The organism is Pseudooceanicola marinus, assembly GCF_002786295.1.
GTDB lineage: Bacteria > Pseudomonadota > Alphaproteobacteria > Rhodobacterales > Rhodobacteraceae > Pseudooceanicola > Pseudooceanicola marinus.
Map to the genome: position 1 here is coordinate 488,270 of NZ_PGTC01000009.1, position 24,931 is coordinate 513,200.

The window sequence follows — 24,931 nt, forward strand, 5'->3', positions numbered from 1 at the left end:
TCGTAGTGCTGTCGTGAAACCTTAACCTTCGGGTAAGAATTTCTAGCGTTTTTCTGCGGCGCAGCATAGTCTGTCGGCGAGGGGAGCGCTGACAGGAGTCCGAGGGAAACACGCCATGTCCCATATTGCGCAAATAGAGCTGGATGACCGCAATCTGCCGCCTCCCACCCCGGAGATCGAGCAGGAGCGGCGCGTCGCCATGTTCGATCTGATGGAGGAGAACTCCTTCACCCTGCCGAAGCGGGATGATCGCGTGGTGCCCGAAGGCCCCTACAAGGTCGGCCTGTCGATCCGTGACAGGCGGCTGGTCTTCGACGTGCAGACCGACGCGGGCGAACCGGCCGCGCAATTCCTGCTGTCGCTGGGCCCGTTCCGGCAGGTGGTGAAGGATTATTTCGCTATCTGCAAAAGCTATTTCGACGCGGTGAAGAATCTGCCGCCCGCGCAGATCGAAACCATCGACATGGCACGCCGGGGCATCCATGATGAAGGCGCGCGGGTGCTCGAAGAACGTCTCGAAGGCAAGGCCATCGTGGATCACGACACCGCGCGACGGCTGTTCACGCTGATCTGCGTGCTGCATTTCGGAGGATAACGGACCCTTGCCAGCGGAACGTCCGCAATCGGTGTTGTTCTGCTGCGACCACAACGCGGTCCGTTCCCCCATGGCCGAGGGCATCATGAAGAAGCTCTACGGTATGGATATCTACGTGCAATCCGTGGGGGTGAAGAACGATCTGGAGATCGACGGCTTCGCCATCGCCGTCTGCCAGGAGCTGGGGGTGGAGTTGTCGCGCCACCGCTCGCGGTCCTTCGAGGAGATGCAGCAATGGGGCGATGACCTGTCCTCCTTTGACCTGGTGGTCGCCCTGTCGCCCGCCAGCCAGCGGTCCGCGCTGGAGCTGACGCGCTATTTTCATCTTGACGTGGAGTACTGGCCGATCATGGATCCCACGGGCATCGGCGAGACGCGCGAGCAGAAGCTGAACGCCTACCGGCAGAGCCGGGACCAGATCATCTCGAAGCTGAAGGACCGTTTTGGTCCCCCTACAGAGGCCGCATGACCCAGATACTCCAGCGCTATTTCGATGCCTTCAACGCGGGCGATACCGATGCCATGCTCGACTGCCTGTCCGAGGATGTCCGTCACCATGTGAACGAGGGCCAGGTGCGCACCGGCAAGGCGCTCTTTGCCGAATTCAACGCCCACATGACCCGCTGCTACAAGGAACGTCTGACCGACATGGTGCTGTTCGAGGCCGAGGGCGGGCGCCGCATGGCGGCCGAGTTCGTGGTCAACGGCACCTACCTGGCGACCGACGAAGGCTTGCCCGAGGCCAAGGGCCAGACCTACCGCCTGCCGGCCGGCAGCTTCTTCGACGTGGACGAAGATGGTCTGATCTGCCGCGTGACGACCTATTACAACCTCGCGGACTGGGTGGCCCAGGTCTCCGCATGAAGGTCGAGGTCCTGACAGGGCAGGCGCTGGAGGCTGCGCTGGATGACGTAGCCCGGCTGCGCATCGAGGTCTTCCGCGCCTGGCCCTATCTCTACGACGGCGACCTGGCCTATGAACGGCGCTACCTGACCGAGTATCGGGCCGAAAGCGCCGTGGTCGTGGCCGCCGTCGACGCGGGCCGGATCGTGGGCGTCGCCACCGGCATGGCGATGGAGGCCCATGCGGAGGATTTCGCGGCAGCCTTCGCCGACCGGCCCGAGCCGCTGAACCAGATCTTCTACTGCGCCGAGTCGGTGCTGCTGCCCGAATACCGGGGCCGTGGCCTGGGGCATGCCTTCTTCGACGCGCGTGAAGCCCATGCTCGCACCTTGGGCCGCCGCTATTCCGCTTTCTGCGGGGTGCAGCGGCCAGAGGATCATCCGGCACGGCCCGCGGATTATCGGCCGCTGGACGGGTTCTGGCGCAAACGCGGCTATGAACCGCTGCCCGGCGTCGTCGCGCACTTCCGCTGGACCGACATCGGCGACAGCGAGCAGACCTCCCACCCGCTGCAATTCTGGATGAAGACCCTATGAAGATCGCCGCCGCCGCCTATCCTCTGACACGGTTCGACACCTGGGCCGATTACGAGGCCAAGCTGACCCACTGGGTGGGCGAGGCCGCAGGGCAGGGCGCCGATCTTCTGGTATTCCCTGAATACGGGGCCATGGAACTGGCGACCCTGGGCGGCGAGGCGGTCTGTGCCGACCTGGCGCGGGCGACACGGCAGGTGTCCGATGTGATGGAGGAGGCGAACCAGCTGCACCGCGATCTCTGCGCGCGATATGGCGTCCACATCCTTGGCGCCTCGGGCCCGGCGATCCGCGCCGATGGATCCATCGTGAATCGCGCGCATCTGCACACGCCCACCGGGCAGACCGGGTTCCAGGACAAGGTCGTGATGACCCTTTGGGAGCGGGACCCCTGGCAGGTCACCGGCACCGGCCCTCTGAAGGTCTTTGACACCGCCCTGGGCAAGATCGCGATCAACATCTGCTATGACAGCGAGTTCCCCCTGCAGGCCCGCGCACAGCGGGCGGCGGAGCTGCTGCTGGTGCCCTCGGCCACCGACGCGCTGGAGGGCTTCTGGCGCGTGCGCATCGGAGCCATGGCGCGCGCCCTTGAAAATCAATGCGTTGCGGTTATGTCCTCGATCATCGGTGACTTCCCCGCGCTGGATGCGGTGGATGTCAGCGTGGGCATGGGCGGCATCTTCGGCCCGCCCGACGACGGCTTCCCGCCGACGGGCGTCCTGGCCGAAGGGGTGTTGAACCAGCCCGGCTGGACCTATGCCGAGGTGGACCTGGAGGCCGTCCGCCATGTGCGAAATTCGGGCCGCGTCCGCAATCTGGCCCACTGGCATGAGCAGGCGGGTGAGGATTCCGTCGAATCCTGTCCGCTGAGGTAGATTATTTCCTTGAATTTCTGCCGATCTGCGCCCATTTACGCGTCACGGTCGCGCTCTTCGCGCGTCCCTTACTGAAAACAGGAGACCACATGGCCAAGGAAGACATTCTCGAATTCCCCGGCGTCGTGAAGGAACTCCTGCCCAATGCGACATTCCGGGTCGAGCTCGAGAACGGCCATGAAATCATCGCACATACGGCAGGCAAGATGCGCAAGAACCGCATCCGCGTTCTGGCTGGCGACAAGGTGCAGGTCGAAATGACCCCCTACGATCTGACCAAGGGTCGGATCAACTACCGCTTCAAGTGACGCCGCGCGCAGTGTGCGCGACTCACGTCCCAAACAAGAGGGCCTGACTTGAAACTCGTCCTCGGATCGGGCAGCCCCCGGCGGCTGGAGCTTCTGGCCCAGCTGGGGGTCGTTCCCGACGACATCCGCCCCCCCGACATTGATGAAACGCCCGCTAGGGCCGAGCTGCCGCGCCCCTATTGTCAGCGCATGGCCCGGGAAAAGGCGCAGGCCGTGCCTGCCGCCGAGGATGAGATCGTGCTGGTGGCCGATACCACCGTGGCCCTCGGGCGCCGCATTCTGGGCAAGCCCGCGGATGCGGGCGAGGCGGCCGCGTTCCTCTACGCCATGTCGGGCCGGCGCCACCGCGTCGTCACCGCTCTTGCGGTGAAGCGGGGCGATCAGCTCTGGCAACGCGACGTGGTGACAGCGGTGAAGATGAAGCACCTCTCGGATGACGAGGTGAACGGTTATCTCGCCACCGGCGACTGGCAGGGCAAGGCCGGGGGCTATGGCATCCAGGGGCCTGCGGGTGCCTTCGTGCCCTGGCTTCAGGGCTCCTATTCCGCGGTCATGGGTCTGCCCCTGGCCGAAACCGCCACGCTGCTGACAGCCGCCGGATGGCCGCTGTGGCAGGACAGGGAGGCCATCGCATGAAGGGCCGTCAGATCGTTCTCGACACCCGGGTGTTCCCCACGCCCGAGGGCGAGGAAACCGTGGAAATGGCCGCCCTGATCGAGGATGGCCGTCTGATGGACCTGCTGGTGGATCATCCCGCCCAGGTGGCCCCCGGCACGATCTATCGCGCCGTGGCCGACCGACCCGTGAAAGGGCAGGGGGGCATGTTCGTGACCACCCCCGACGGCGCCGCCTTCCTGCGTCAGGTCAAGGGCATCGCTCCGGGCGATGTGATGCTGGTCCAGGTCACCGGCTACCCCGAGCCGGGCAAGGCCCTGCCGGTCACCGCCAAGATCCTGTTCAAGAGCCGCTATGCCATCGTCACCCCCGGCGCGCCCGGGATGAACATCTCGCGCTCCATCAAGGACGATGACCTGCGCGATGAGCTGCAGGTGCTGGCGCATGAGTGTTTCGCCGATCACCCGGTGGCCGCGCGGGGCGCGGGGCTGATCCTGCGCTCGGTCTGTGCCGAGGCGGATCCCGAGGCCGTGGCCGAGGATATCCGCGCCATGGCCGATCTGGCCGAACAGGTGCTGGCGGATGAGGGGGCGGAGGCCGAGCTCTTGCTCGACGGCCCGTCCGCCCATGATCTCGCCCTGCGCGACTGGGAGGTGGGCGACGTGCTGGACAGCGCCGCGCTGCCCGCGAAGGAGCGCCAGAGCGCCTTCGAGCTCGCCGAGGTGCTGGAGCTGGCCGCGCCGATGTGGTCGGGCCTGTCGCTGCCGGGCGGCGGACGCGTCTTCGTCGAGGCCACCCGCGCGGCGGTCTGCGTCGATGTGAACACCGGCGGCGACAACAGCCCCGCAGCCGGGTTCAAGGCCAACCTGGCCGCCGCCCGCGAGCTGCCCCGCATCCTGCGCGTGCGGGGTCTGGGCGGCATCATCTACCTGGACCTCGCCCCCATGGGGAAGAAGGACCGCCGCCAGTTCGAAAGCGTCCTCCGTGCAGCCTTCAAGAGCGATCCGGTGGACACGGTCCTGGCCGGTTGGTCGCCCCTGGGTAACTACGAACTGCAGCGGAAACGCGCCCGGCTTCCGCTGGACCACTTTGCGGAAAGCTATGCCGATGACCTGTCCGATCTGTAACGGAAAGACCGATCCTGACTATCGCCCCTTCTGCTCGCGGCGATGCGCGGACCGCGACCTGGCGCGCTGGATGAACGGCAGCTATGCCGTGCCCTCGACCAACCCGGAGGACATCGAGGCGGCCATCGACGCGGTCGAGGAAGAGGTTGAGAAGGCGTTGAAGTCGCAGCGGTTTTCCTGAACGGTTCCGGGGTGTTGGGCGCCGTCCCGCGGCCGTTTGGGGCGTGTCGCAAGAGGGGCGCATCTTTTTGCAAAAACCCTCTGGACACTCCCGCGCCCCTCGCCTAGAACGCCTCCACCCAACGGCAAACGCCGTTCCCGTGCCCGGGTAGCTCAGGGGTAGAGCAGTGGATTGAAAATCCTCGTGTCGGTGGTTCGATTCCGCCCCCGGGCACCATTACACTCCCGTGAATCATTGGTTTCGCTTCAGCTTCTCGCTTGTACCGGGAGCCGCAGACCATTTCCTCGCCCACGTTCACCTTTCGCAAGGCTTGAATGTTCTACTTCAGCCGCCGTGTGTCCTCTCACCCTGAGGTAAACCTTGAGCGCAGCTGCGCGTTGCTGGATTTCAGCCTTGGCTATTGCGGCGGCATGGCGTGGCCCGCGAAGGTCAGGGCGTCCTGGGCGGCGGTGGAAAGGGTTTCCCGGCGATAGGCCGCAGAGACCTCGAGAGGGCCTGGGGGGCGTTCGACGATGATCCGGACCAGCTGGCCGCTCTCCAGTTCCTGCCGAACGGCAAGCTCGGGTACCAGGGCCAGGCCCATGCCGTTCACGGCAAGGCGGATCATCATGAAGAGGCTGTCGGAATGGGTGAAACGATGGTGCCGGCCAGCGCCGAATGCGGGGGTGCGGGTGCTGTCGTGGATCGGGGAGTCCCAATTGTAGCCGATGATGGGGGAGCGGGAGAGGGCCTCTTCGTCGAGCGTGTCGCCATAGCGGGACGGGGCACCGACCCATATCATGGGGAACTGTCCCACTGGCACGAGCTTCAGCTCCGGTTGCGCCGTGTCGGTCGAGAGGAAGGCGAGGTCGAGCTGGCCGGTGGTGAGATGTTTGAGCAAAGTCGCGCTCTGGTTCACTTCGATCTCCAGCCGCAGGGCCGGGTGCCGCGCTTCCATGTGGTCGACCAGCGCCATCAGCCAGGTGGCCGCCACTGGCCCGTTGGCGCCCAGCCGCAGCCGGGTTGCGCGGGACTGCGGGGCGTTCTGAAACGACAGGTCGTCTGTCAGGCGCAGCACCTGGCGTGCGTAGTCCAAAAGCTCTGCGCCCTGGGGGGTGAGGCTGAGGCCGGCATCGCGCAGCACCAGCGTCACGCCCAGCTCCTCCTCCAGTCCGCGGATCCTGGCCGAGACGGAGGGTTGCGAGATGTTCAGCGCCTCCGCCGCCTTGCGGAAGCTGCCGAGGCGATTGACCCAGTAGAAGGTGCGCAGGCTATGGATCTGCATGTTGCCCCCGATGTGATAGGAAAATTTTATCGCATGGATCAGCTATTTCAAGTGGACCAGGCCCGCGAACCTGTTGCGTGATAGGGAAAAAGAGTTGGAGATCCCATGACCTATTCCCTTGCCCCCATGCCCGTCATGATCACCGCCGACAGGCTGGAACGGCTGGCCCAGTTCGAGACCGTCCTGCTGGGGCACTTTCTGGATCGTGGGGTGATGGCGCCGGAAATCCGCCCGGTGGCGCCGGTGGCACGGCTGGTGGGCACCGCGGTGACCCTCAGTCTGCCGGGGTTCGATTCAACGCTGCTGCATCATGCGGCGGGCTTGCTGCGGCCCGGAGACGTCCTGGTGATCGACCGGCGGGGGGACCGGCGGGCGGCGTGCCTGGGCGGTGGCGTGGCCCGGGCGATCCGCAATGCCGGGGCCGCCGGGGTGGTGATCGACGGCTGCCACACCGATACGCAGGAACTGGCGGAGCTTGGCCTGCCGGTCTTCAGTTGCGGCATGGCGGTGCTGACCACGCGGTTGACCGGGCAGGGGGGCGCGATGAACCGCCCCGTGTCGGTCGGTGGCGTTCCGGTGCTGGCGGGGGATGCGATCCTGGCTGACGACCTGGGCGTCGTGAGCTTGCATGCAGCAGAGCTGGACGGTGTTCTGGCGAAGGCCGAGGCGCTACAGGCGCTGACCGATCGTACCATCGCCGGCGTGGCAGCTGGCCATCCCATCGGAGAGCTGTCTGGCGCCAGCAAGATGGTGGCTGCCCAGGCCGAGGAGATCGCCTGATGGCGGCGGCAGGGGCGCAAGTCGATCAGGCCTTCGCTGCCCTTGCGCCAGGGGTGCTGGGGCTGGTCTACGATTATTCCCCGCAGCCCTTCAGCCCCGACCCGGCCCGCTTCATCTTGCCCGAGGTGATCGAGGCCCGCGGCAGTGCCGAGCAGCTGGTGGCGGACTGGTGTGGCCGGGCACTTTACCGGGCCGATCCGGTGCAGGGGCGGGCGGCGCGGATGCTGCAACCCTTCGCCTGGAGCTATCACGCCGGAGAGCCCTCGCGCATCGCCGCCGACCTTGAACGGCCCGAGGTGGGCGAGGTGCGGGAGCGGCTGCTGTCCTGGGGATTGGGGCGCGGTATGACGGTGCCTCTGCACCTGCCCGGGCGCGGCTTCGCCACGCTGACGGCCTTTGTAGAGGCAGAGGTGGGGGAGGCGGCTCTGGCGCGCTTCGCGTTGATGGCCTTCGGGGTGCAGGACCGGATCGGCACGGCCACAGGGCGGGGGCCGCTGTCCCCGCGCGAGGCGGAATGTCTGGGCCATACCGCCGAAGGGCTATCGGCCAAGCAGATTGCCCATGTTCTGGGGCGGTCCGAAAGCATGGTGGTGAAGCACCTTCAGGCGGCAGCGGTCAAGCTGGGGGCGCGCAACCGCTCTCACGCGGTGGCGCTGGCCACCCGTCAGGGCTGGATCGCCTGAACCGCGCGATTGGCCGCCTCGCGCAGCAGGCCGACGTCGGAGGTGGCAGAGACCAGGGCATGGCCCCGCGCAAAGAGGTCCTGCGCCGTCTCGCCGGGCAGGCAGGCGCCCCCCAGCATCTTGCCGCTGGAACGGATCGCTGCCTCCGCCCGACGCAGAGCGTCGGCCAGTTCGGGCGAGGTGAGGTCGCCGAAGGTGCCGTAATCCGTCGTCAGGTCCAGCGGGCCGAGGAACAGCAGGTCGATGCCGGGCACGGCGGCGATCTCGGGGATCGCCTCCAGTCCCGCACGGCTTTCGATCATCACCGCCACCAGCAGCGCGTCATTTGCCCGCGCCGCGTGGTCCTCCTCGGCCCCGTAGTCCGCGGCGCGCGACACGGTGAACTGCGCCCCGCGCCGACCCAATGGCGCATAGCGCGCCGCCTCGGCGATGGCGCGGGCCTGCGCCGCGCTGCGCACGTCGGCCACCATCACCCCGTCGAAGCCCGCATCCAGCAGCGGCTTGATCGCTCCGGGCGATCCGTCGCGGGCGCGGGCCATGACGAAGGCGTCTGAGACAGAGCGGATGGCGCGCAACTCATGCAGGGCGCCGGACAGGTCAGCCGCCGCATGTTCGCGGTCGACGATCAGCAGGGGCAGCCCGGCACTGGCCATCACCTCTGCCACGTCCGGGGCGCCGAGGAAGAGAAACGCGCCTGCCAGGGGCGTGCCGCCCAGCAGGGTCAGGCGCAGGGATCTGTCGGAAGAGGACATCGCATCGCTCCGTTTTGGCGCAAGGCTAGCGGTGGCAGTGGGGCATGGCAGCCTGCAAGATCTTGCAGCTTACGTGGTCGGGGCGGGTTCGCGCAGGATCGGTGGACGGAATGAAGGAGGGCAGCATGCCGCAGGAGATGATCAGCGAAGAGGGCCATTGCCCCTTCCGGGGGCACCGGACCTGGTACCGCGTGACGGGCGACCTGCGCGCCGGGCCGCCGCCGCTGATCGTTGCCCATGGCGGGCCGGGCTGCACCCATGATTACCTCGACGCCTACCGCGCCATTGCCGAAACGGGCCGCGCCGTGGTGCATTACGACCAGCTGGGCAATGGCCGCTCCACCCACCTGCCCGAAGCGGGGGCAGAGTTCTGGACGGTGGAGCTGTTCCTTGAGGAACTCGATACGCTGCTGGATCATCTCGGTCTGCGCGACCGCTATTGTCTTCTGGGGCAAAGCTGGGGCGGGATGCTGGCAGCGGAACACGCCGTCCTTCGCCCCGCCGGGCTGAAGGGATTGATGATCGCCAATTCCCCAAGCTCCTTCCCGATCTGGGTGGAGGAGGCACTGCGCCTGCGCCGGGATCTGCCGGGCGGGGTGCATGAGGCGCTTCTGGCCCATGAGGCGACCGACGATTTCAGCCATCCCGACTACCTCGCCGCGACCGAGGTTTTCTACCGCGCCCATGTCTGTCGCATCGACCCCTGGCCGGCCGAGGTGGTGGCCACCTTCGACGCGATCGACGCCGATCCGACTGTCTATCACACCATGAACGGCCCGACCGAGTTTCACGTCATCGGCACGCTGAAGGACTGGACCATCGAGGACCGCCTGCACCGGGTCACCGCGCCGACGCTGGTGCTGACCGGACGCTATGACGAGGCGACGCCGCGCGCTGCCGAGGCCTACGCCGAGAAGATCCCCGGCGCGCAGTGGGTGATCCTCGGGCGGTCCAGCCATATGCCCCACGTCGAAGAACCCGCGCTTTGCATGCGCAGCGTTGCCAGCTTCCTGGACGAGGTGGCCGCATGACCTGCTTCGCTGCAATCCAGATGTGCTCGACGGCCGATGTCGCGGCCAACAATGCAGAGATCGACAGACTGGTCCGGCAGGCCGCCGGACAGGGCGCGCAGGTTGTCAGCCTGCCGGAAGCCGCCAACCTGCTGCTGCGCGACCAGTTTGACTACCTCGAAACTTGCCGCACCGAGGCCGAGGACCGCACGCTGGCCCTGTGCCGCGCGCTGGCGGCCGAGCTGGGGATCTGGCTGCACACCGGCTCTCTTCTCCTGCGGCAGGAGCACGGGGAGCGGATCCATAACCGGGCCCACATGATTGCTCCGGACGGGCGGATCACCGCACGCTACGACAAGCTGCATACCTTCGACGTGGCCTTGGGCGGGGCAGGGGATTTCATCGAAAGCCGCGTGGTCGCGCCCGGCGAGCGGGGCGCCATCACCTGTGACGCGGCGGGGCAGACGCTGGGGTTGGCCATCTGCTATGATCTGCGGTTTCCCTATCTTTTCCGGGCGCTGGCCAGCGCCGGGGCGGGGGTGCTGATGATCCCTGCGTCCTTCTCGCCGATCACGGGACCGCTGCATTGGGAGCCGTTGCTGAAGGCGCGCGCCATCGAAACCGGCTCTTACGTCGTGGCGGCGGCGCAATGCGGCACCCGTGACGGGGTGACGACCTTCGGCCAGTCGCGGATCATTTCCCCCCTGGGCGAGGTGCTGGCGGCCGCCGAAGATGATCCAGCGGTGATCTTGGCCGAGATCGACCCGACGCAGGTCGCGGAAACCCGTCGACGCCTGCCGGTGCTGCGCCAGACCCGCCTGCTGGAGGGTGTGAGGCATGAAACCTGACACCCCTGGTGCGGCGAGCCTTGCAATTGTTCCAAAATTGACAAGCCTCGAATTGGCGCCAATATCGGCGGCAAAGCGTCAGCCCCGACGCGCCTCGCCCGAAAATACCTGTCTGAAAGCTTCCGAATGACACCTGCCACCGCTTCCGATCCCTTGACGACCCTTGATGCACGACTGGACGGCTTGCCCGTTCGCGGGCTGCCCCCGGGCGGTTGGCGGTACGTCTTGCGGCCGGCGCACCGACCCGGCGCGCCCTTGTTGATCGCGGCCCATGGTAGCGACCGCGACCTGCGTGGTCTGTTGCATGGGTTGGACCTCGGGGGCGAGGTCAACCTGCTGCTGCCCTATTTCCCGGAAAGGGTGGAAGGGGAGGATGTGGCGGATGATTACAAGTTCCTGCGCGGCGGCAGCGCTGACTACCTGGCGCTTATGGACGCGATCCTGGAGGACGCGCTTCGACACCTCGGGCAGGCGCCCCGGGCGCTATGGCTTTTCGGATTTTCCGGTGGGGCGCAGTTCGCGCAGCGCTATGCGCTCGTCCGGGCCAGCCGCCTTGACGGGCTGATCCTGGCGGCGCCGGGCGGCGTGACATTGCTGCGCGAGGACGTGGCCTGGTGGCCCGGCCTGAAGGGGGCAGAGGCCGCCTTGGGCGAAGCGCCGGACCTTGCAGGGCTGGCGCGGCTGCCCACGTCGATCCTGATCGGCGCCGAGGATCGCGCGGCGGGGCTGGTGTCCCGCGCACCGGGCACCCGCTTCGGCTCTGCCGATGCCGACCTTGCGGGGCTGTCGCGCCAGGACAAGGCACGCAGCCTGAGGGACGACCTGGCGGCCCATGGCACCCCGGTCACCTACACCGAAATTGCCGGCGTGGGGCACAAGCTTGCCCCCTGCGCCGGGGCCGCTGCGCAGATCCTGCGCGGCTGGCTGGACGAAACCCAAGACGCAAGCCAACCTCAGACCACCAACAGGAGTGAAACATGACCCGTTACTGGATCGCCGGGGCCGCGGCCCTGCTGACCGCCGGCGCCGTTCAGGCGCAGGACGTCCCCGCTGGCTACCCCGCCGACTACGCAGAACTGATCGCCCAGGCCAGGACCGAAGGGGCGCTGCTGATCTACACCAACCTGTCCAACACCAACCTCGGCCCGGTGGTGGAGGCCTTCAACGAGGCCTATCCGGACATCGAGGTGCAGTCGGTGGAGATGGGCCCCTCGGAGGCCTTCTCCCGCTACGAGGCGGAGATCGGCACCGGTGTCGACAGTGCGGACCTGGTCATTGCCAACTCGATCCCCGACTGGATCCGCGCGGTCGAGGCCGGCACCCTGGCCGACTACGTCTCGCCCGAGCAGGCAAACCTGCCGGCCTGGTCCTACCCTGAGCCCGGCCTCTACACCTTCTCGGCCGACCCGATGGTGACGATCTACAACAAGATCACCGTCCCGGAGGAACTGCAGGTCAGCTCCATGCAGCAGTACTTCGAGAACATCGTGGCCCACCCGGAGATTTTCGAGGGCAAGGTTGGCACCTATGACGGGCGCTACGCCTTCGGCGGCTCCATCGGTTACGCCTTCGCCAAGTTCCACGGCGATGCGGCTTGGGATTGGTTCGCCTCCGCTGGTCCGTTGACCCGTCCGGGCGGCGGCGCAGGCGGGATGATCGAACGCACGCTGACGGGTGAGCTGTCGTCCTCCTTCTTCGTGTCCGGCCCGGTGGTCTTCGGCAAGCTTGATGACGGTATCGGCCAGGTGCTGGGCTGGACCTTCCCCTCGGACGGGACGCCGGTCTTCCTGCGCGGTATGGGCATCACCGCCGAGGCCCCGCATGGTGCAGCGGCGCGGGTCTTCCTGGACTTCGTTCTGTCGGAGGCCGGCCAGTACGGCGTGGCGGCAGGTAAGCTGACCGCCTATCGCCCCGGCGTCACGCCCGAGGGCGAAACCGCCTTCTCGCTGGATGACGTGCTTGCGGCCATCGGCGGCGAGGAGAACCTGATCCTGGTCGACTATGATCCCGAGATGGTCGCGAACTTCGAGGCCTTCAACGCCCGTTGGGGCGACGCCTTCAAGATGTGACCTGAAGGGACCGGCGCACCGCTCCCCGCGCCGGTCCCGACCTGAAAGGAAGTTTCCATGGCCCACCTGTCCCTGACCGGGTCCGACCCGGCCCCGGGCGCCGCGCCGCCCTACGATCGCGCCCGACTGGCGCAATGGCTGATCTTCGCGATCACGGCCGCGCTGATGTTGGCGCCCGCGCTGCCGATCCTGCTGCAGGTCTTCGTCGACCGACCGCTCTATTCCGATGGCTGGCAGTTCACGCTGGACAACATCGGCCAGCTGGTCCGCGATGAGCGGATCGGCCGCATCGCCCTGACCACCGGCCTTTTCGCGCTGTTCAGCGTGGTGATCGCCGAAGTGCTGGGCATTGCCGCGGCCCTGCTGATCGGGCGCACCGACATGCCGGGGCGCAAGATCATGGGCGATGTGCTGATGTGGCCGCTCTACCTGTCGCACCTCATCTTCGCCCTAGGCTGGGTAGTGATGTACGGCCCCTCTGGCTTCATCACGCAGTCGATCACCCAGCAGGTGGGCGGCGGCACGCCGTGGAACCTCTATTCCATCGCCGGCATGGCCGTCGTGGCCGGCGTCAGCCAGGCGCCGCTGGCCTATCTCTACTGCCTCTACGGCGCGGTGCGTTCGGTCGACTCGACGCTGGAAAGCGCGGCCCGCACCGTTGGGGCAGGACCCCTGCAGGTGTTGCGCAAGGTCACGCTGCCACTGATGATCCCGTCGATCATCACCTCCACGGCGCTGAACCTGGTCATCGCGGTGGAAACCCTGTCGATCCCTCTGTTCCTGGCCCGGCCGGCCCGCATCGACACCCTCTCGACCTTTCTCTACGGCGAGGGCATTGCGGCCTCGAACCCGAACCACGGACTGGTGGCAGCCTCTTCCCTGCTGCTGATGGCTCTGGTCGGATCGACCCTGATCGTGCAGCGCATCCTGCTGCGCCAAGGCCACCGCTATGAAACGGTGAAGGGCAAGGGCACGCGCCCGATGACGCTCAGCCTTGGCCGGTTGCGCTGGCCGCTGGCGGCGGTCTTTGCCACGCTGCTGCTGGCCACGGTCGTCGTGCCGGTGGCGGGGATCATCCTGCGCGCCTTCACCTCCTTCCTGTCGCCGCTGGTGCCGGTCACCCAGGTGCTGACGCTCAACAACTTCGCCAAGCTCTTCGCGGATGAGGCGAATGTGCGGGCGATCTGGAACACGGTTGAAATCTCGCTTCTGTCGGCCAGCCTCGGGACCGTGCTGGCGGTGGCCGTCGCCCTGGTGATCCAACGCTCGGACTTCCGCTGGTCCGGCTCGCTGGAGGCGCTGGCCTATTCGCCGCGTATCATTCCGGGCATGATCACCGGCCTCGGCGTCTTCTACGCCGCGGTGATCCTGCCGCCGATGGGCTGGTTGCGGGGCAACATCGGGATCATCGTCGTGGCCTATGTGATGGCGACACTGCCGCTGGCCCTGGGCGTCATCCAGCCCGCCATCGTGCAGATCGGTCGTGACCTGGACAAGGCCGCCCGCACTGTCGGTGCCGACTGGCTTGGTGCCATGCGGATCGTGCTGCTGCCGCTCCTGAAACCCGCTCTGCTGGGCAGCTTCATCCTGCTCTTCGTGTTCCACCTGAAGTCCTACATCATCGCCATCTTCCTGATGGCCCCGGGGCTGGAGGTCATGGGCGTGTCGATGCTGTCCCTCTGGACCAACGGGGACGTGGGGCCGCTGGCTGCCTTCGCCTCCTTCCAGATCGTGCTGATCGCTGTGCTGCTGATCCTCGCCCGCGTCCTCTTCAAGGTTAAGATCTATGACTGAACTCGTTCTCACCGACCTGTCGCGCCGCTATGGTCCGGCGCTGGCCATCGACGGCATCAACCTGACCGTGCAGGAGGGGGAGTTCCTGACCCTCCTCGGGCCCTCGGGCTGCGGCAAGTCCACGACGCTGGCCTCCATCGCAGGGCTCGATCAGCCCACGGGCGGGCGTATCACCTTTGGCAGCCGCGTGTTGGCAGATGCGGAAACCGGCGCCTACCTGCCGCCAGAGGCGCGCGGCTTCGGCGTGGTGTTCCAAAGCTACGCACTCTGGCCGCACCTGTCGGTGGAAGACAACGTCGGCATGGCGCTGAAGCTGCGCAAGGTTCCTGGGGCCGAACGGGCGAATCGCGTCGCCGATGCGTTGGAGCTGGTGGAACTGGGCGCCTTGGCCAAGCGCTATCCAGGTGAGCTGTCAGGCGGGCAGCAGCAACGTGTGGCCCTGGCCCGCGCCATCGTCTTCCGCCCGCCGCTGCTGCTGCTGGACGAGCCGCTGTCGAACCTCGACGCGCAGCTGCGCCAGCAGGCGCGGGTCTGGCTGAAGGACATCCAGCGGGAACTGGGCCTGACCACGATCTATGTCACCCACGATCAGGACGAGGCCCTGGCCATGTCCGACCGCATCGTCGTCATGCGCGGTGGCAAGGTGGTGCAACTGGGCACCCCGCAGGAGATCTGGCGCGCGCCGCGCCACCCCTTCGCGGCCAGTTTCATCGGCAACGCCAACCTGCTCCAGGTCTCCGGCCCGGCAGTCCCCGAGGCTGGCCCTTGCGAGGTCACGCTGAGCGACGGCCAGCTGATCCGCGCCCATACGCCGGAAGCCCAGCTGGCGCCCGGTGCGCAGCTTCTGGCAGTGCGTCCGCATCTGGTCAGTTGCGAACCGCTTGAAAATGCGTCTGAACTCAAAGTGGAGTTCGGGGCCGAGAGCTACCTGGGAGATCATTTCGAGCAGGAGGCCCATGTGGCCGGCACGTCGATCCGGCTGAGCGTCGAGACGCCGCAGCCGCGCGGCGCCGGGCGTATCTGGATCCGGGAACAGGATGCGGTGGTCTTCGCCGCCGATAAGTAGAGGGCAGGGGCGTGAGCAAGTCAGACACCATCGTCTCCGCGGACGTGACGGAGCGACTGCGCAACGACATCCTGCTGGGCGCGCTGCGCCCGGGGGAATGGCTGCGCCAGATCGATCTTCAGGACCGCTACAAGTGCACACGCGCCTCGGCGCGGTCGGCCCTGGCGACGCTGGCGGCAGGGCAGATGGTGGAGCACGTCCCCAACCGTGGTTTCCGCGTGGTGCAGCCCTCTGCCGAGGTGCGCGCAGAGATTACCGAGGTGCGGCTGTTGCTGGAACTTCCGGCGGCGGAAGCGATCATCGCCACTGCCACCGCGCAGGACGTGGCCCGCATTCAGGAGGCTGCAGAAGCCTTCGACGCGGGGGTGGATCAGGTGACCTACCCGGAGATGCGGGCCCTCAACCACGCCTTCCATCGCGCCCTGGTCGCGCCGCTGGCCAACGGCCTGCTGGCCGATACGATCAACGATCTGCGCGAACGGGATCTTCCGGGTGACTGGTCCAGCTGGTCCGTTGGCGCCAACGTCCGCCGGTCGAGCCAGGATCACCTTGATATGGCGAGAGCGGTTGCATCTCGTGATGTGGAGGCGCTCCGGCAGTTGATACGACAGCATCTGACCCGGTGGCAGGATCCTTCATAAGGGCGTGTCTTGCAGAGGCTTGGTGCACAGGAACAACGTGGACATGCACCTGATCGTGCCGCAGCCAATATGGACGAAAGCTCTCGGCCAGATCCGGTCACTGGCGCCCAGTGGATCGAGTGGCCGTAGCCAGTCCGTAGCGGCCATCGGTGCCGGGTGTGGCAAAGGTGGCAAAGGTCCACAAGGAGCCCAAAGGGGCCCTTCACGATGGGGTGGAGCAGCGATATAGCGATCCCATGCAGCGCAATCGCTATCACCATCTGGGCTGGTTTCACGGCATCGAACTATTCGAAGCCTCATTCAGCAATCAGACTTTCGCCCGCCACGCGCATGAAGGCTTTGCCATCGGTGCGATCGGAGAGGGCGCGGGTGGATACCAATGCCGGGGGGAAAGCATGGTGCTGCCTGCCGGCTCGCTTTCACTCATGAACCCCGATGAGCCCCATACCGGCCGCGCAGCGGCAGATCGTGTGCGATACAATATGCTCTATGCCCCGGAGGCCGCGGTGCGCGCAGTGCTGGGGCTGCGTGACTTGCGGGGCTTTGCAGAGATCGCTCCGCAGGATCGAGGGTTGCGGGTGACGAGGGCACTGGCGCGGTTGTCGCGGTCCCTCAACAGCCCGACAGAAATTGCTGGCCGACTGGAGGCCGAAGAGGCCGTGCATGCGGTGCTGGCACAGGCTTTCGCGCATTACGGCGGGGCCGAATTGCGGCAGTCGGGCCGTGAACCCGCTGCCATTCGCACCCTGCTGGAGCGGATCGAGGCCGGTGTCGCGGATGGCGAGAGCCTGAGCCTGTCCGTTCTGGCCGAGCAGGTGGGTTTAAACCCGTCCTACCTGATCCGCAGCACGACCCGCGCCACCGGCCTGACACCACATGGCCACGTGCTGCGGGCGCGCGTCGACCTGGCACGCCGCTTGCTGCTGGACGGTACACCTGCCGCCGAGGCAGCCATTGCTGCCGGGTTCTGCGATCAGGCGCATCTGATCCGGCAGTTCCGCCGCCACTACGGTGTGACGCCGGGCGCTCTGATCCGGCACTGAAGGTCAATTTCGTCCAATCCCGCATGGCAACCGGTGTGACATGGCAGGTCCCAAAAAAGGATCCAGCTATGTCCCAGAAACCTGTTCTCATTTTGGATGAGGCCCTGCCCACCGGGCTGAAGGCCAATTTCGCCGCCGTCCTGGGCATGAGCCTGGGGCAACTGCGCCCCGATCTGGTCGGTGCCGCCACGACCACACAGGACGGTCAGGTGCTGGGCGGGATCACGACGGTTGCGCTTCCGGTCCTCGGGGCCTCAGCGGCCGACCTGCCGACGCTCTTTGCCGCTGCGGCTGGCCTTCCGCTGCGGCTGGCCTATATGCGCGCGGCCTTCGAGGCCCGCGACTATGCGGACTATTCCGCCCGTATCGCCGCAGCGCCACTGGCGGGTCACGCGCCGCAGGCGATCCTGCTGGCCGGACCTCGAAAGGCTGTGGACCGGATCTGCGGCAGCCTGCCGTTGGTGCGCTGATGCCGCCGCTGGAGACGCTTCTGGCCATGTGTGGCTTTGCGCTGGCGTCCTCTGCGACGCCGGGGCCGGTCAACATCATCGGCGCAATGACGGGCGCGAGGCATGGAGCGTTCCGGGCGCTGCGCTTTGTCGGCGGTGCGACTGCCAGCTTCCTCGCGCTGCTTGTGATTGTCGGAAGCGGGATGATGATCGGAACCGAGTGGGTTCTGGCACTGGCACGGCCGATGACCCTTGCTGGCTCCGCCTATCTCTTGTGGATGGCATGGGGGCTGCTTCGGGGCGGTGGTGGACACCCTGCGGACAGCGCCCCCGGGATTCCCGGCTTCTGGTCCGGAGTCGTGGTTCAGGGTCTTAACCCGAAAGCCTGGCTTGCGGTGTTCTCATCCCTCTCGACCTTCGTGCTGCCACTGGAGGATCGCACCACCGGAATGGCCGTTTTCACCATCCTGTTCGGCGCGATCTGCTGGTTGTCCCTGGCCGCTTGGGCATGGGGCGGAGCTCGGATCGGGCAAAGCCAGATGCGTCTGTTCAACCGCGTCATGGCACTGATCCTCGCTGTGTCGGTCGCGTGGATGCTGGTGCAAACCGTACCCTAACTGTCCGCTGTCCGCTCAGCAGTCCGTGGTGCCAGGCGCAGCATGCCGCCAAGCACCGACACGAAGGGTGGAAAGCTGCCGCTTGCTGCGTTGCGCCCGGGCGTCTGCCGTGCGGACGAAGCTGCGATCCAAATTTCGGAACAGTGCAAGCCAAGCAAAACTGTGCTTTACGATCGTTCCGTCATCATCCTGTCGTGAGCCCCATTTATGCCCGTCCGCATCTCCCATTTTTCATTGCTGGTCCCGGATTACGACACAGCTCTCAATTTCTTCCGCAGCATTGGTTTTGAGTGCCGGGAGGATACCGATCTTGGAAACGGGAAACGATGGGTGCGGATCGCCCCCCCAGGCGCAGAAACCGAGATTTTGCTCGCCCGTGCTGCCGAAGATCGACAGTCCAGGTCTATCGGAGAGCAGGGCGGTGGACGTGTCTGGCTTTTCCTGGAAACCGAAGATTTCGCAGGTGACTACGAGCGTCTTAAAGCAGCAAACGTAGAGTTCGAAACGCTGCCGCGCGATGAACCTTACGGGCGTGTCGTCGTCTGGAAGGACCCGTGGGGGAATCGTTGGGATCTGATCGAGTATGCTCGTCCTGACCGGCGCGGAACAGGCAACTGAGGGCTCGGAGCAGACTTGCGGCATCGCGGCGTGATACGATTTCACGCCGGCATCGGATGGGCGATGAGGTGGTATGAGGCGGATCGCAGGACACGTCATGCCTGCTGCCGACCTTCCCGTCCTCCGTGCCCGTCGTCCAGCTTGGAACAGGGGCCGTACCAACGGCCGGAAACGTCGCGGCTGCGATCTCATCAGGCTGAAGGTTGCGGACGTCTACGCTGCCGGCCAAGCCTAGGAGCGGAATTCGATCACGCAGAGCAAGACCAGTCGGCGCGCTCGCTTCGAGATCGCTGCCGGGACCCGGAACTCCTTGGCCACCTGGCTCGAAGATCCACTGATGGTCGGATCTGAGCACCTTTGGCCGGGACGCTTTCATGACAGCCAGTCTTTCGCCACACGGCAAACCGAAAAGGCCGGCGCCCCGACGGGGGCACCGGCCTTGCGGGTCACTGGCCTTGCGGGCGGGGCGTCAGTCGCCTGGCGTGGCTGCGCCCCGGCGGCGGTCGGGCACCTTGCGGTCGCGGTATTTCACCGTCAGTTCCAGCGGCACGTCGTTCTCATCATAGATGCCGATCATCACCCCGCGCCGGCCTGACTTCGAACGCATCGCCTCCAGCTGTTCGGCGCTGCGGGTGGTGCGCTGCGCGGTGCGCCGCGCCCAGCGGAAGAGCTTCTCGTACATGGCATCGACGACCTCGGCATGGGCCGGATCTTCGCCCAGATCGACCAGCTCGTCCGGGTCGGTTTCCATGTCGAAGAGGATCGGGCGGAAGCCGCCCTCGAAATGCACCAGCTTCCAGCGTTTGTCGGCCACCATGAACATCACCGCGTCGCGCACCGACAGGTCGAAGCGGGCGGCGATGGGAGAGGCGGAGTAGTCGTATTCGCAGATCACGAAATCCCGCCTGGTGTCCGTCGCGGTGCCATGCAGCAGTGGCAGCAGGCTTTCCCCTTCGAGGATGTGATCGGCGACCTTTCCGCCCGCCACCTCGACAAAGGTCGGCGCCAGGTCGATGCATTCCACCAGTGCGTCCGACACGGTGCCGCGGGTCGCATCGGCGGCCGGCGAGGGGTCATAGACGATCATCGGCACCTTCACCGAGGCGTTCTGGAAGAACATCTTCTCTCCCATCCAGTGATCGCCCAGGAAATCCCCGTGGTCGGAGGTGACGACGATCATCGTGTCCTCCATCCGACCCGTCCGTTCGAGATAGGCGAACAGCTCCCCCATCTGGTCGTCGCATTGCTTGATCAGGCCCATATAGGCCTGCACCACCGGGTTGCGCACCTCATCGCGGGAGAAGGCGCGGCCCACGGGGGCGTCCATGAAGGCCTTCATCACCTCATGCGCCTCGCGGTATTCCGCGTCGGACCGGATCGCGGGGATCACGTCCTGGGGGCCGAACATGTCGTGATAGGGGGCGGGCACCACGTAGGGCCAGTGCGGCTTGATGTAGCTGAGGTGACAGCACCAGGGCCCGGCACCGCTGGCCTGCGCCTGGTCGATCCATTCGATCGCGCGGCGGGTCAGGTAGGGGGTCTCGCTGTCCTCCTCGGCGATGTTCGCCTCCTGGTCGGAGTTCTTCAGGAACCAGCCGGACAGCACGTTGCCCTCTGCATCGCGGCCCGAGTTGGCGAAGTCGTGCCAGGGGTTGTCGCTGTCGTAGCCCTTGGCGCGCAGGTAGTCGTTGTAGCGCGCGGCACCGCCTTCGTCGTAAAGACCGTCGGGGCCTTCGGGGCGCATGCCGTCGTCGCGTTCCACCACGTCGAAGCCGCATTCGGCGACGCGCACGCCGATCAGGCTGTCGGGCTCGATCCCCAGCCGGGCCATGCCCTCGGCATCGGCGCGCATATGGGTCTTGCCGATCAGGTGGCACGACATGCCGGCGGCGCGCAGGTGATCGCCCATGGTCAGCTCGCCCACCTTCAGCGGGATGCCGTTCCAGCTGGCGCCGTGGGAATGCACGTAGCGACCGGTGTAGGTCGACATGCGGGACGAGCCGCAGATCGGCGACTGGATATAGGCCCGGTCGAAGCGCACGCCCTTCGCCGCAAGCCGGTCGAGGTGCGGGGTCTTAAGATGCGGATGGCCGTAGCAGCTGAGGTAATCCCACCGCAGCTGGTCGAACATGATGAAGAGGATATTGCGGGTCTCGGGCACGTCATCGTCCTTCGTCTGGGGCGCCCGGCCCCCGCGCGGGGACCGGGCCGTCGGTGTCACTCTGCAGGGCGCAGCGCGTCGGGGATCGTCATCCCGATCTCTTCGTAATAGCGCAGGGCGCCGGGGTGCAGCGGCAGGTTCAGGTCCTGCAGGGCGATCTCCAGCTGGATGTTGCGCAGCCAGGGGGCGTTTTCCTGCATCTCGGCCACGCCGTCCCAGAAGGCCTTGGTGATCTCGTAGACCGCATCGGCCGGCACGTGCTGCCCGGCGCCGATGCCGACGGTGGAGCCAAGGGTCTGCACCGCCGCCTCGTTCACCTGGTTGTCGCCGTAGGTGCCGGCCTCGATGGTGCCGAGCGTGCCGCCGGGACGGTTCAGGATCGCCTGCACGGGGGGCTTCGCCATCTGCTCCTCGGTCAGGCCGAGGAAGCGGATCTTGCGCCCCAGGGCGAACTGCTGGATGACGGGCGAGGGCGCGTTGGTGGAGTTTACGTAGACATCCAGCCGGCCATCCTGGAAGGCCTGCGCAGCGGCGTCCCAGCCCAGGCGGGCCTGTTCGAAGTCCTCGCCCGGCACAAGCCCCGTGGCCCCTTCGACCACGCGCTGCATGATCGTCGTGGCGCCGCCGCCCGGCGGGCCGAGGAAGACGGTCTTGCCCGCCAGATCGTCCAGCGAGGTGATGCCGGAATCCGCGTAGGTGGTGATGTGGTAAAGGCCCAGGGGGAAAGCGAATACGGCGCGCAGGTTCCCGCTCAGCTCCGGCGCCTGGGGCACCTTGGCGTACATCGCCGCGCCCTCCTGCATGAAGGCATGGACGCTGGCCGACCACATGAAGAAATCGAGCTGGCCGGCGCCCGCTTCCAGCGCGTGCTGGGTGGCAGAGCCGGTGGCGTTGACCTGGATCTCCACGTCATCCAGCCGGTCGCCCACGATCTGGGCTGCCGTGCTCATCACCAGGTAGGGTGACGAGCCGGGGCCGAGCGTGGCCATGGTGTAGAACTCCTTGGCCTGGGCCACGGGGGCCGTGGCCAGGGCGAGGGTCAGCCCGAGGGCCGCTTTCAGTGTGCTCATGTCTTATCCTCCCTGATCGACGTGAGGTGGTGAGGCAGGGCGCTAGGGCGCCTCTGCGGGGATGGTATCGGCCCGCTCCGGGGCGGGGGCGTCGTCGCTGTCGCGCAGGCGGCCCTGCCAGTCGCGCCAGACCAGCGCCAGCGCCACGAGGGTGCAGGCCGCCTCGACCCAGATCATCGGCACCAGCACGCCCAGGCCCAGGGCAAAGCGCAGTGCGCGCTCCGGAGCGCCCAGCCGGGCCGAGGCATAGCCGGAGAAGCCGGTGGAGAAGAGCCAGATGGTCAGCGTCAGTCGCAGGCAGACCCAGGCCAGGCCCGCCCAGGTGAAACCGGTGACGAGGCTGAGCGAGGGGTTGTAGACCAGCACGAAGGGAATGATGAACCCGATCAGCGCGATGCGGCAGGCGTCCACACCGATGGCCACCGGGTTGGCCTTCGCGATCGGCGCGGCGGCGAAGGCCGCGATGGCCACCGGGGGCGTGATGGAGCTCAGCACGCCGAAGTAGACGACGAAGAGATGCGCGATGACCACCGGCACGCCCATCATCTGGATGGCCGGCCCCATGACCAGGATCACGATCAGGTAGGCCGGCACCGTTGGCATGCCCATGCCCAGCACCAGCGAGCCCAGCATCATCATGACCAGCGACAGGAACAGCGAGTCGCCCGAGATGTCCTGGATGATCCCGGCAAAGCGCAGGCCGAGCCCGGTCATGTTCATCACCCCGATGACGATGCCGATGGCCGCCACGGCGATCAGGATCTGCGCGGCGGCCAGTCCGCCCTGTCGCAGCCCCTCCAGGATGACCTGCGGGCTGCGGCGTACCTCGGGGTTCAGCACGAAGCCCAGCCCGATGGCCGAGATCACCGCCCAGAAACCCGCCATGGCCGGCGAGCGGCCCGAGATCATGATCGCCAGCATCAGCGCCAGCGGCAGCAGGAAGCACAGCGACATACGCCAGTCGTGCCCCGTCAGTACCGGCAGCTCGCGCCGGGGGATGGGGCGGATGTCGCGCGACACCGCCTCCAGGTGGACGGCGACGAAAAGCGAGGCGTAGTAGAACAGCGCCGGCAGCAGGGCCGCGAGGCAGATGGTCAGGTAGGGGATGCCGGTCACGTCCGACATGATGAAGGCCACCGCGCCCATGATCGGCGGCATGAACTGCCCGCCGGAGGAGGCCGCGGCCTCCACGCCCCCGGCATAGCGCGCCGGGAAGCCGCGCTTGACGATCATCGGGATGGTCATGACCCCGGTGCCCACCACGTTGCCGGAGACGGAGCCCGACATGGTGCCGAAGACCCCGCTGGCGGCGATGGCCGCATGGGCCGGCCCGCCCCGCATCCGCCCCGTGGCGGCGAAGGCGAAACGCAGCAGCACGGGGCCCGCGCCGACGGCTTCCAGGATGGCGCCGAAGACGATGAAGACCAGGATCAGCGTGGTAACCACCGACAGGGGCCGCCCGAAGACGCCGTCGAAGGAATACCAGATCACCTGCATCACCTGCTGCAGGGAATAGCCGCCATGTTCGAAGATCCAGGGCAGGTAGCGCCCGTACAGCGCATAGGCCACCGCCAGCAGGCAGACGACCACCAGCGGCAGGCCGAAGGCGCGGCGGGTCAGCTCCATCAGCACGACGACCCCGGCGACGCCGATGGCGATATCGGACGGCTGGAAGAAGTAGAGGCCGATCTCCAGCGCCTCGCCGATGGCCGCGTAGCGCTGCATCGCCACGCCGAGCGCCGCCAGCAGCACGAGGTCCAGCGCGATCATCCACGGCTTGTCCTGCTCCAGCCGTAGCTGGATTCGCGACACCAGCAGGACGCCGGCCGCCAGGGTGAAACTGCCAATGCGCAGCAGGGTCTCGCTGGTGCCGCCGAAGCCCGCGATCCAGACCCCGGCCAGCGCCAGCGCGACCGCGCCGATCCAGGCCAAAGACGCCACTGCCCGCCCCAGGGGGCGCGGTTTGGGGGTGCTTTCCATGATATCCTCCCTTGGCATGTCCTCCCCGACATGCACTGTCCGGAGGTTCCCCCAAGTCAGTTCGCCTTGAAAGGGAAATGCGGACGTGTTTCACTTGGTGAAACGTCGGCAGGGCGCCGGCGTGCCCCTGACCGGGGCGGGGAGGAGCCGCTTGAAACGTATTGAGAGCCTGCGGCGCGGCCTGAGCGTGATGGACCTGCTGCAGGGCAGCGGGCCGCTGAGCCTGGCCGAGTTGGCGCGGCAGAGCGGGTTGGCCAAGGCCACGCTGCTGCGCATCCTGCTGACGCTGGAGGAGGCGGGGCATGCGCGGCGCGGACTGGCCGACGGGTTGTGGCATCCGGGCGCACAAGGCGTCCACGGACCGGCGCCGGAACGGCGTCTGGCGCAGATTTCCGGCCCGCCGCTGGACCGGCTGTGCCAGAAGGTGCTCTGGCCCTCGGACGTCGGCGTCTACGACACGCGCACGATCCGCGTGCTGGAAACCTCGCGCCGCATGTCGCCCTTCCTGGTCAACCGGGTGGTCAACTACGGCATACATGTCCTGCCCTCGGCCATGGGCCGCGCTATCCTCGCCTGGAGCCCGGAGGCGGAGCGGGAGGCGATCCTGGACGACCTGCGGAAAAGCGACGAACCGCACGACCGCCTGGCGGCCCATCCCGACAAGGTGGCCCAGCTGATCGAGGAGACCCGCGCCCGCGGCTATGCCACGCGCCACCCGGGCTATTTCGTCAACGTCCGGCGGGAGGCGCTGGTGTCCGCCATCGCCGTGCCGGTGCTTTCGCAGGGCCGGGTGATCGCGGCGGTAAACCTGTCCTGGGTCCTCAGTGCCCAGTCCGAAGCCGAGTTCGCTACCGCCCATCTGGAGGCTCTGCGGGATGTGGCGCAGGAGATCGCCTCGGCCTGGGAAGAGGGGCAGGGGGCGCCTGCCGGCTGAGCGGCGGAGGGGGTG

At 66.9% G+C, this 24,931-nt stretch carries 28 protein-coding genes and 1 tRNA gene; 24 read left to right on the plus strand and 5 right to left on the minus strand.

Going from position 1 to position 24,931, the window contains the following annotated elements:
* Window positions 1–115 precede the first annotated feature (115 nt).
* The 10 genes from CVM50_RS03405 to CVM50_RS03450 all read left to right on the plus strand — a co-directional run bounded on the left by CVM50_RS03405 (window position 116) and on the right by CVM50_RS03450 (window position 5,353).
* Window positions 116–595, plus strand: a complete 480-nt coding sequence (locus CVM50_RS03405) for a UPF0262 family protein (RefSeq protein ID WP_085886109.1) — start codon at window positions 116–118, stop codon at window positions 593–595.
* Window positions 596–602: 7 nt separating this feature from the next.
* Complete coding sequence (locus tag CVM50_RS03410; RefSeq protein WP_198431841.1) at window positions 603–1,064, plus strand: arsenate-mycothiol transferase ArsC; 462 nt, start codon at window positions 603–605, stop codon at window positions 1,062–1,064.
* Window positions 1,061–1,459, plus strand: coding sequence for a ketosteroid isomerase-related protein (locus CVM50_RS03415; RefSeq protein ID WP_085886107.1), 399 nt, complete (start codon window positions 1,061–1,063; stop codon window positions 1,457–1,459). The genes CVM50_RS03410 and CVM50_RS03415 overlap by 4 nt, the downstream gene beginning before the upstream one ends.
* Window positions 1,456–2,034, plus strand: coding sequence for a GNAT family N-acetyltransferase (locus tag CVM50_RS03420; protein WP_085886106.1), 579 nt, complete (start codon window positions 1,456–1,458; stop codon window positions 2,032–2,034). Before CVM50_RS03415 ends, CVM50_RS03420 begins: the two co-directional genes overlap by 4 nt.
* Window positions 2,031–2,906, plus strand: coding sequence for a carbon-nitrogen hydrolase family protein (locus CVM50_RS03425; RefSeq protein ID WP_085886105.1), 876 nt, complete (start codon window positions 2,031–2,033; stop codon window positions 2,904–2,906). Before CVM50_RS03420 ends, CVM50_RS03425 begins: the two co-directional genes overlap by 4 nt.
* A gap of 89 nt (window positions 2,907–2,995) precedes the next feature.
* Window positions 2,996–3,214: a translation initiation factor IF-1 gene (gene infA, locus CVM50_RS03430; protein WP_010137880.1), complete on the plus strand. Its 219-nt coding sequence runs from the start codon at window positions 2,996–2,998 to the stop codon at window positions 3,212–3,214.
* A gap of 48 nt (window positions 3,215–3,262) precedes the next feature.
* Complete coding sequence (locus tag CVM50_RS03435) at window positions 3,263–3,850, plus strand: Maf family protein (RefSeq protein ID WP_085886104.1); 588 nt, start codon at window positions 3,263–3,265, stop codon at window positions 3,848–3,850.
* Window positions 3,847–4,956, plus strand: a complete 1,110-nt coding sequence (locus tag CVM50_RS03440; protein WP_085886103.1) for a ribonuclease E/G — start codon at window positions 3,847–3,849, stop codon at window positions 4,954–4,956. Before CVM50_RS03435 ends, CVM50_RS03440 begins: the two co-directional genes overlap by 4 nt.
* Window positions 4,937–5,137, plus strand: coding sequence for a DNA gyrase inhibitor YacG (locus CVM50_RS03445; RefSeq protein WP_085886102.1), 201 nt, complete (start codon window positions 4,937–4,939; stop codon window positions 5,135–5,137). The genes CVM50_RS03440 and CVM50_RS03445 overlap by 20 nt, the downstream gene beginning before the upstream one ends.
* A gap of 141 nt (window positions 5,138–5,278) precedes the next feature.
* Window positions 5,279–5,353 (plus strand) — tRNA-Phe (locus tag CVM50_RS03450).
* Between the two features lie 181 nt (window positions 5,354–5,534).
* On the opposite strand, the gene CVM50_RS03455 is transcribed toward CVM50_RS03450, so the two are convergent.
* Window positions 5,535–6,401 carry a LysR family transcriptional regulator gene (locus CVM50_RS03455; RefSeq protein ID WP_085886101.1) on the minus strand — a complete coding sequence of 289 codons (867 nt, stop codon included), beginning with the start codon at window positions 6,399–6,401 and terminating at the stop codon, window positions 5,535–5,537.
* Window positions 6,402–6,506: 105 nt separating this feature from the next.
* Here CVM50_RS03455 and CVM50_RS03460 point away from each other — a divergent pair, with 105 nt between their 5' ends.
* Both CVM50_RS03460 and CVM50_RS03465 read left to right on the plus strand, forming a co-directional pair.
* Window positions 6,507–7,181, plus strand: coding sequence for an RraA family protein (locus tag CVM50_RS03460; protein WP_085886100.1), 675 nt, complete (start codon window positions 6,507–6,509; stop codon window positions 7,179–7,181).
* Window positions 7,181–7,864 carry a helix-turn-helix transcriptional regulator gene (locus CVM50_RS03465; protein WP_085886099.1) on the plus strand — a complete coding sequence of 228 codons (684 nt, stop codon included), beginning with the start codon at window positions 7,181–7,183 and terminating at the stop codon, window positions 7,862–7,864. The genes CVM50_RS03460 and CVM50_RS03465 overlap by 1 nt, the downstream gene beginning before the upstream one ends.
* On the opposite strand, the gene CVM50_RS03470 is transcribed toward CVM50_RS03465, so the two are convergent.
* A complete protein-coding gene (locus CVM50_RS03470; RefSeq protein WP_085886098.1) occupies window positions 7,846–8,616 on the minus strand; it encodes an HpcH/HpaI aldolase family protein in 771 nt (256 codons plus the stop codon). The genes CVM50_RS03465 and CVM50_RS03470 overlap by 19 nt on opposite strands.
* Window positions 8,617–8,741: 125 nt before the next feature.
* Here CVM50_RS03470 and CVM50_RS03475 point away from each other — a divergent pair, with 125 nt between their 5' ends.
* The 11 genes from CVM50_RS03475 to CVM50_RS03525 all read left to right on the plus strand — a co-directional run bounded on the left by CVM50_RS03475 (window position 8,742) and on the right by CVM50_RS03525 (window position 18,771).
* The gene (locus CVM50_RS03475) at window positions 8,742–9,647 is read left to right on the plus strand and encodes a proline iminopeptidase-family hydrolase (RefSeq protein ID WP_085886615.1); all 906 of its coding nucleotides are present in this window, start codon (window positions 8,742–8,744) and stop codon (window positions 9,645–9,647) included.
* Window positions 9,644–10,474, plus strand: coding sequence for a carbon-nitrogen hydrolase family protein (locus CVM50_RS03480; protein WP_085886097.1), 831 nt, complete (start codon window positions 9,644–9,646; stop codon window positions 10,472–10,474). The genes CVM50_RS03475 and CVM50_RS03480 overlap by 4 nt, the downstream gene beginning before the upstream one ends.
* Before the next feature lie 255 nt (window positions 10,475–10,729).
* Entirely contained in the window at window positions 10,730–11,455 is a 726-nt protein-coding gene (locus CVM50_RS03485; protein WP_232618138.1) for an alpha/beta hydrolase, read from the plus strand.
* The gene (locus CVM50_RS03490; RefSeq protein ID WP_085886095.1) at window positions 11,452–12,543 is read left to right on the plus strand and encodes an ABC transporter substrate-binding protein; all 1,092 of its coding nucleotides are present in this window, start codon (window positions 11,452–11,454) and stop codon (window positions 12,541–12,543) included. The genes CVM50_RS03485 and CVM50_RS03490 overlap by 4 nt, the downstream gene beginning before the upstream one ends.
* Before the next feature lie 57 nt (window positions 12,544–12,600).
* A complete protein-coding gene (locus CVM50_RS03495) occupies window positions 12,601–14,337 on the plus strand; it encodes an ABC transporter permease (protein ID WP_085886094.1) in 1,737 nt (578 codons plus the stop codon).
* Window positions 14,330–15,403 carry an ABC transporter ATP-binding protein gene (locus CVM50_RS03500; protein WP_085886093.1) on the plus strand — a complete coding sequence of 358 codons (1,074 nt, stop codon included), beginning with the start codon at window positions 14,330–14,332 and terminating at the stop codon, window positions 15,401–15,403. The genes CVM50_RS03495 and CVM50_RS03500 overlap by 8 nt, the downstream gene beginning before the upstream one ends.
* An 11-nt stretch (window positions 15,404–15,414) precedes the next feature.
* Window positions 15,415–16,044 (plus strand): GntR family transcriptional regulator, encoded by a 630-nt coding sequence (locus CVM50_RS03505; RefSeq protein ID WP_085886092.1) that lies wholly within the window; start codon window positions 15,415–15,417, stop codon window positions 16,042–16,044.
* A 167-nt stretch (window positions 16,045–16,211) separates the two neighbouring features.
* The gene (locus CVM50_RS03510) at window positions 16,212–17,087 is read left to right on the plus strand and encodes an AraC family ligand binding domain-containing protein (protein ID WP_232618139.1); all 876 of its coding nucleotides are present in this window, start codon (window positions 16,212–16,214) and stop codon (window positions 17,085–17,087) included.
* A gap of 68 nt (window positions 17,088–17,155) precedes the next feature.
* Complete coding sequence (locus CVM50_RS03515) at window positions 17,156–17,557, plus strand: DUF2000 domain-containing protein (protein WP_085886091.1); 402 nt, start codon at window positions 17,156–17,158, stop codon at window positions 17,555–17,557.
* Window positions 17,557–18,153, plus strand: coding sequence for a LysE family translocator (locus CVM50_RS03520; protein WP_085886090.1), 597 nt, complete (start codon window positions 17,557–17,559; stop codon window positions 18,151–18,153). The genes CVM50_RS03515 and CVM50_RS03520 overlap by 1 nt, the downstream gene beginning before the upstream one ends.
* A gap of 207 nt (window positions 18,154–18,360) precedes the next feature.
* Window positions 18,361–18,771 (plus strand): VOC family protein, encoded by a 411-nt coding sequence (locus tag CVM50_RS03525; protein ID WP_085886089.1) that lies wholly within the window; start codon window positions 18,361–18,363, stop codon window positions 18,769–18,771.
* A 469-nt stretch (window positions 18,772–19,240) separates the two neighbouring features.
* Here CVM50_RS03525 and CVM50_RS03530 read toward each other — a convergent pair whose 3' ends face one another.
* Genes CVM50_RS03530 through CVM50_RS03540 form a run of 3 tightly spaced genes read right to left on the minus strand, consistent with a single transcriptional unit; the run spans window position 19,241 to window position 23,982 of the window.
* Window positions 19,241–20,932, minus strand: a complete 1,692-nt coding sequence (locus CVM50_RS03530) for a sulfatase-like hydrolase/transferase (protein ID WP_085886088.1) — start codon at window positions 20,930–20,932, stop codon at window positions 19,241–19,243.
* Between the two features lie 56 nt (window positions 20,933–20,988).
* Complete coding sequence (locus CVM50_RS03535; protein ID WP_085886087.1) at window positions 20,989–22,002, minus strand: TAXI family TRAP transporter solute-binding subunit; 1,014 nt, start codon at window positions 22,000–22,002, stop codon at window positions 20,989–20,991.
* Window positions 22,003–22,044: 42 nt separating this feature from the next.
* Window positions 22,045–23,982, minus strand: a complete 1,938-nt coding sequence (locus CVM50_RS03540; protein ID WP_157792122.1) for a TRAP transporter permease — start codon at window positions 23,980–23,982, stop codon at window positions 22,045–22,047.
* A gap of 151 nt (window positions 23,983–24,133) precedes the next feature.
* On the opposite strand from CVM50_RS03540, the gene CVM50_RS03545 reads away from it, so the two are divergent.
* Window positions 24,134–24,916, plus strand: coding sequence for an IclR family transcriptional regulator domain-containing protein (locus tag CVM50_RS03545; protein WP_085886085.1), 783 nt, complete (start codon window positions 24,134–24,136; stop codon window positions 24,914–24,916).
* Window positions 24,917–24,931: the final 15 nt, after the last annotated feature.

Excerpts from the sequence above, each read along its gene's own strand:
- CVM50_RS03405 (WP_085886109.1), top strand. The coding sequence starts at position 116 with ATGTCCCATATTGCGCAAATAGAGCTGGATGACCGCAATCTGCCGCCT.
- CVM50_RS03415 (WP_085886107.1), top strand. The coding sequence starts at position 1,061 with ATGACCCAGATACTCCAGCGCTATTTCGATGCCTTCAACGCGGGCGAT.
- CVM50_RS03420 (WP_085886106.1), top strand. The coding sequence starts at position 1,456 with ATGAAGGTCGAGGTCCTGACAGGGCAGGCGCTGGAGGCTGCGCTGGAT.
- CVM50_RS03425 (WP_085886105.1), top strand. The coding sequence starts at position 2,031 with ATGAAGATCGCCGCCGCCGCCTATCCTCTGACACGGTTCGACACCTGG.
- infA (WP_010137880.1), top strand. The coding sequence starts at position 2,996 with ATGGCCAAGGAAGACATTCTCGAATTCCCCGGCGTCGTGAAGGAACTC.
- CVM50_RS03440 (WP_085886103.1), top strand. The coding sequence starts at position 3,847 with ATGAAGGGCCGTCAGATCGTTCTCGACACCCGGGTGTTCCCCACGCCC.
- CVM50_RS03445 (WP_085886102.1), top strand. The coding sequence starts at position 4,937 with ATGACCTGTCCGATCTGTAACGGAAAGACCGATCCTGACTATCGCCCC.
- CVM50_RS03455 (WP_085886101.1), bottom strand. The coding sequence starts at position 6,401 with ATGCAGATCCATAGCCTGCGCACCTTCTACTGGGTCAATCGCCTCGGC.
- CVM50_RS03460 (WP_085886100.1), top strand. The coding sequence starts at position 6,507 with ATGACCTATTCCCTTGCCCCCATGCCCGTCATGATCACCGCCGACAGG.
- CVM50_RS03465 (WP_085886099.1), top strand. The coding sequence starts at position 7,181 with ATGGCGGCGGCAGGGGCGCAAGTCGATCAGGCCTTCGCTGCCCTTGCG.
- CVM50_RS03470 (WP_085886098.1), bottom strand. The coding sequence starts at position 8,616 with ATGTCCTCTTCCGACAGATCCCTGCGCCTGACCCTGCTGGGCGGCACG.
- CVM50_RS03475 (WP_085886615.1), top strand. The coding sequence starts at position 8,742 with ATGCCGCAGGAGATGATCAGCGAAGAGGGCCATTGCCCCTTCCGGGGG.
- CVM50_RS03480 (WP_085886097.1), top strand. The coding sequence starts at position 9,644 with ATGACCTGCTTCGCTGCAATCCAGATGTGCTCGACGGCCGATGTCGCG.
- CVM50_RS03490 (WP_085886095.1), top strand. The coding sequence starts at position 11,452 with ATGACCCGTTACTGGATCGCCGGGGCCGCGGCCCTGCTGACCGCCGGC.
- CVM50_RS03495 (WP_085886094.1), top strand. The coding sequence starts at position 12,601 with ATGGCCCACCTGTCCCTGACCGGGTCCGACCCGGCCCCGGGCGCCGCG.
- CVM50_RS03500 (WP_085886093.1), top strand. The coding sequence starts at position 14,330 with ATGACTGAACTCGTTCTCACCGACCTGTCGCGCCGCTATGGTCCGGCG.
- CVM50_RS03515 (WP_085886091.1), top strand. The coding sequence starts at position 17,156 with ATGTCCCAGAAACCTGTTCTCATTTTGGATGAGGCCCTGCCCACCGGG.
- CVM50_RS03520 (WP_085886090.1), top strand. The coding sequence starts at position 17,557 with ATGCCGCCGCTGGAGACGCTTCTGGCCATGTGTGGCTTTGCGCTGGCG.
- CVM50_RS03525 (WP_085886089.1), top strand. The coding sequence starts at position 18,361 with ATGCCCGTCCGCATCTCCCATTTTTCATTGCTGGTCCCGGATTACGAC.
- CVM50_RS03535 (WP_085886087.1), bottom strand. The coding sequence starts at position 22,002 with ATGAGCACACTGAAAGCGGCCCTCGGGCTGACCCTCGCCCTGGCCACG.
- CVM50_RS03540 (WP_157792122.1), bottom strand. The coding sequence starts at position 23,982 with ATGGAAAGCACCCCCAAACCGCGCCCCCTGGGGCGGGCAGTGGCGTCT.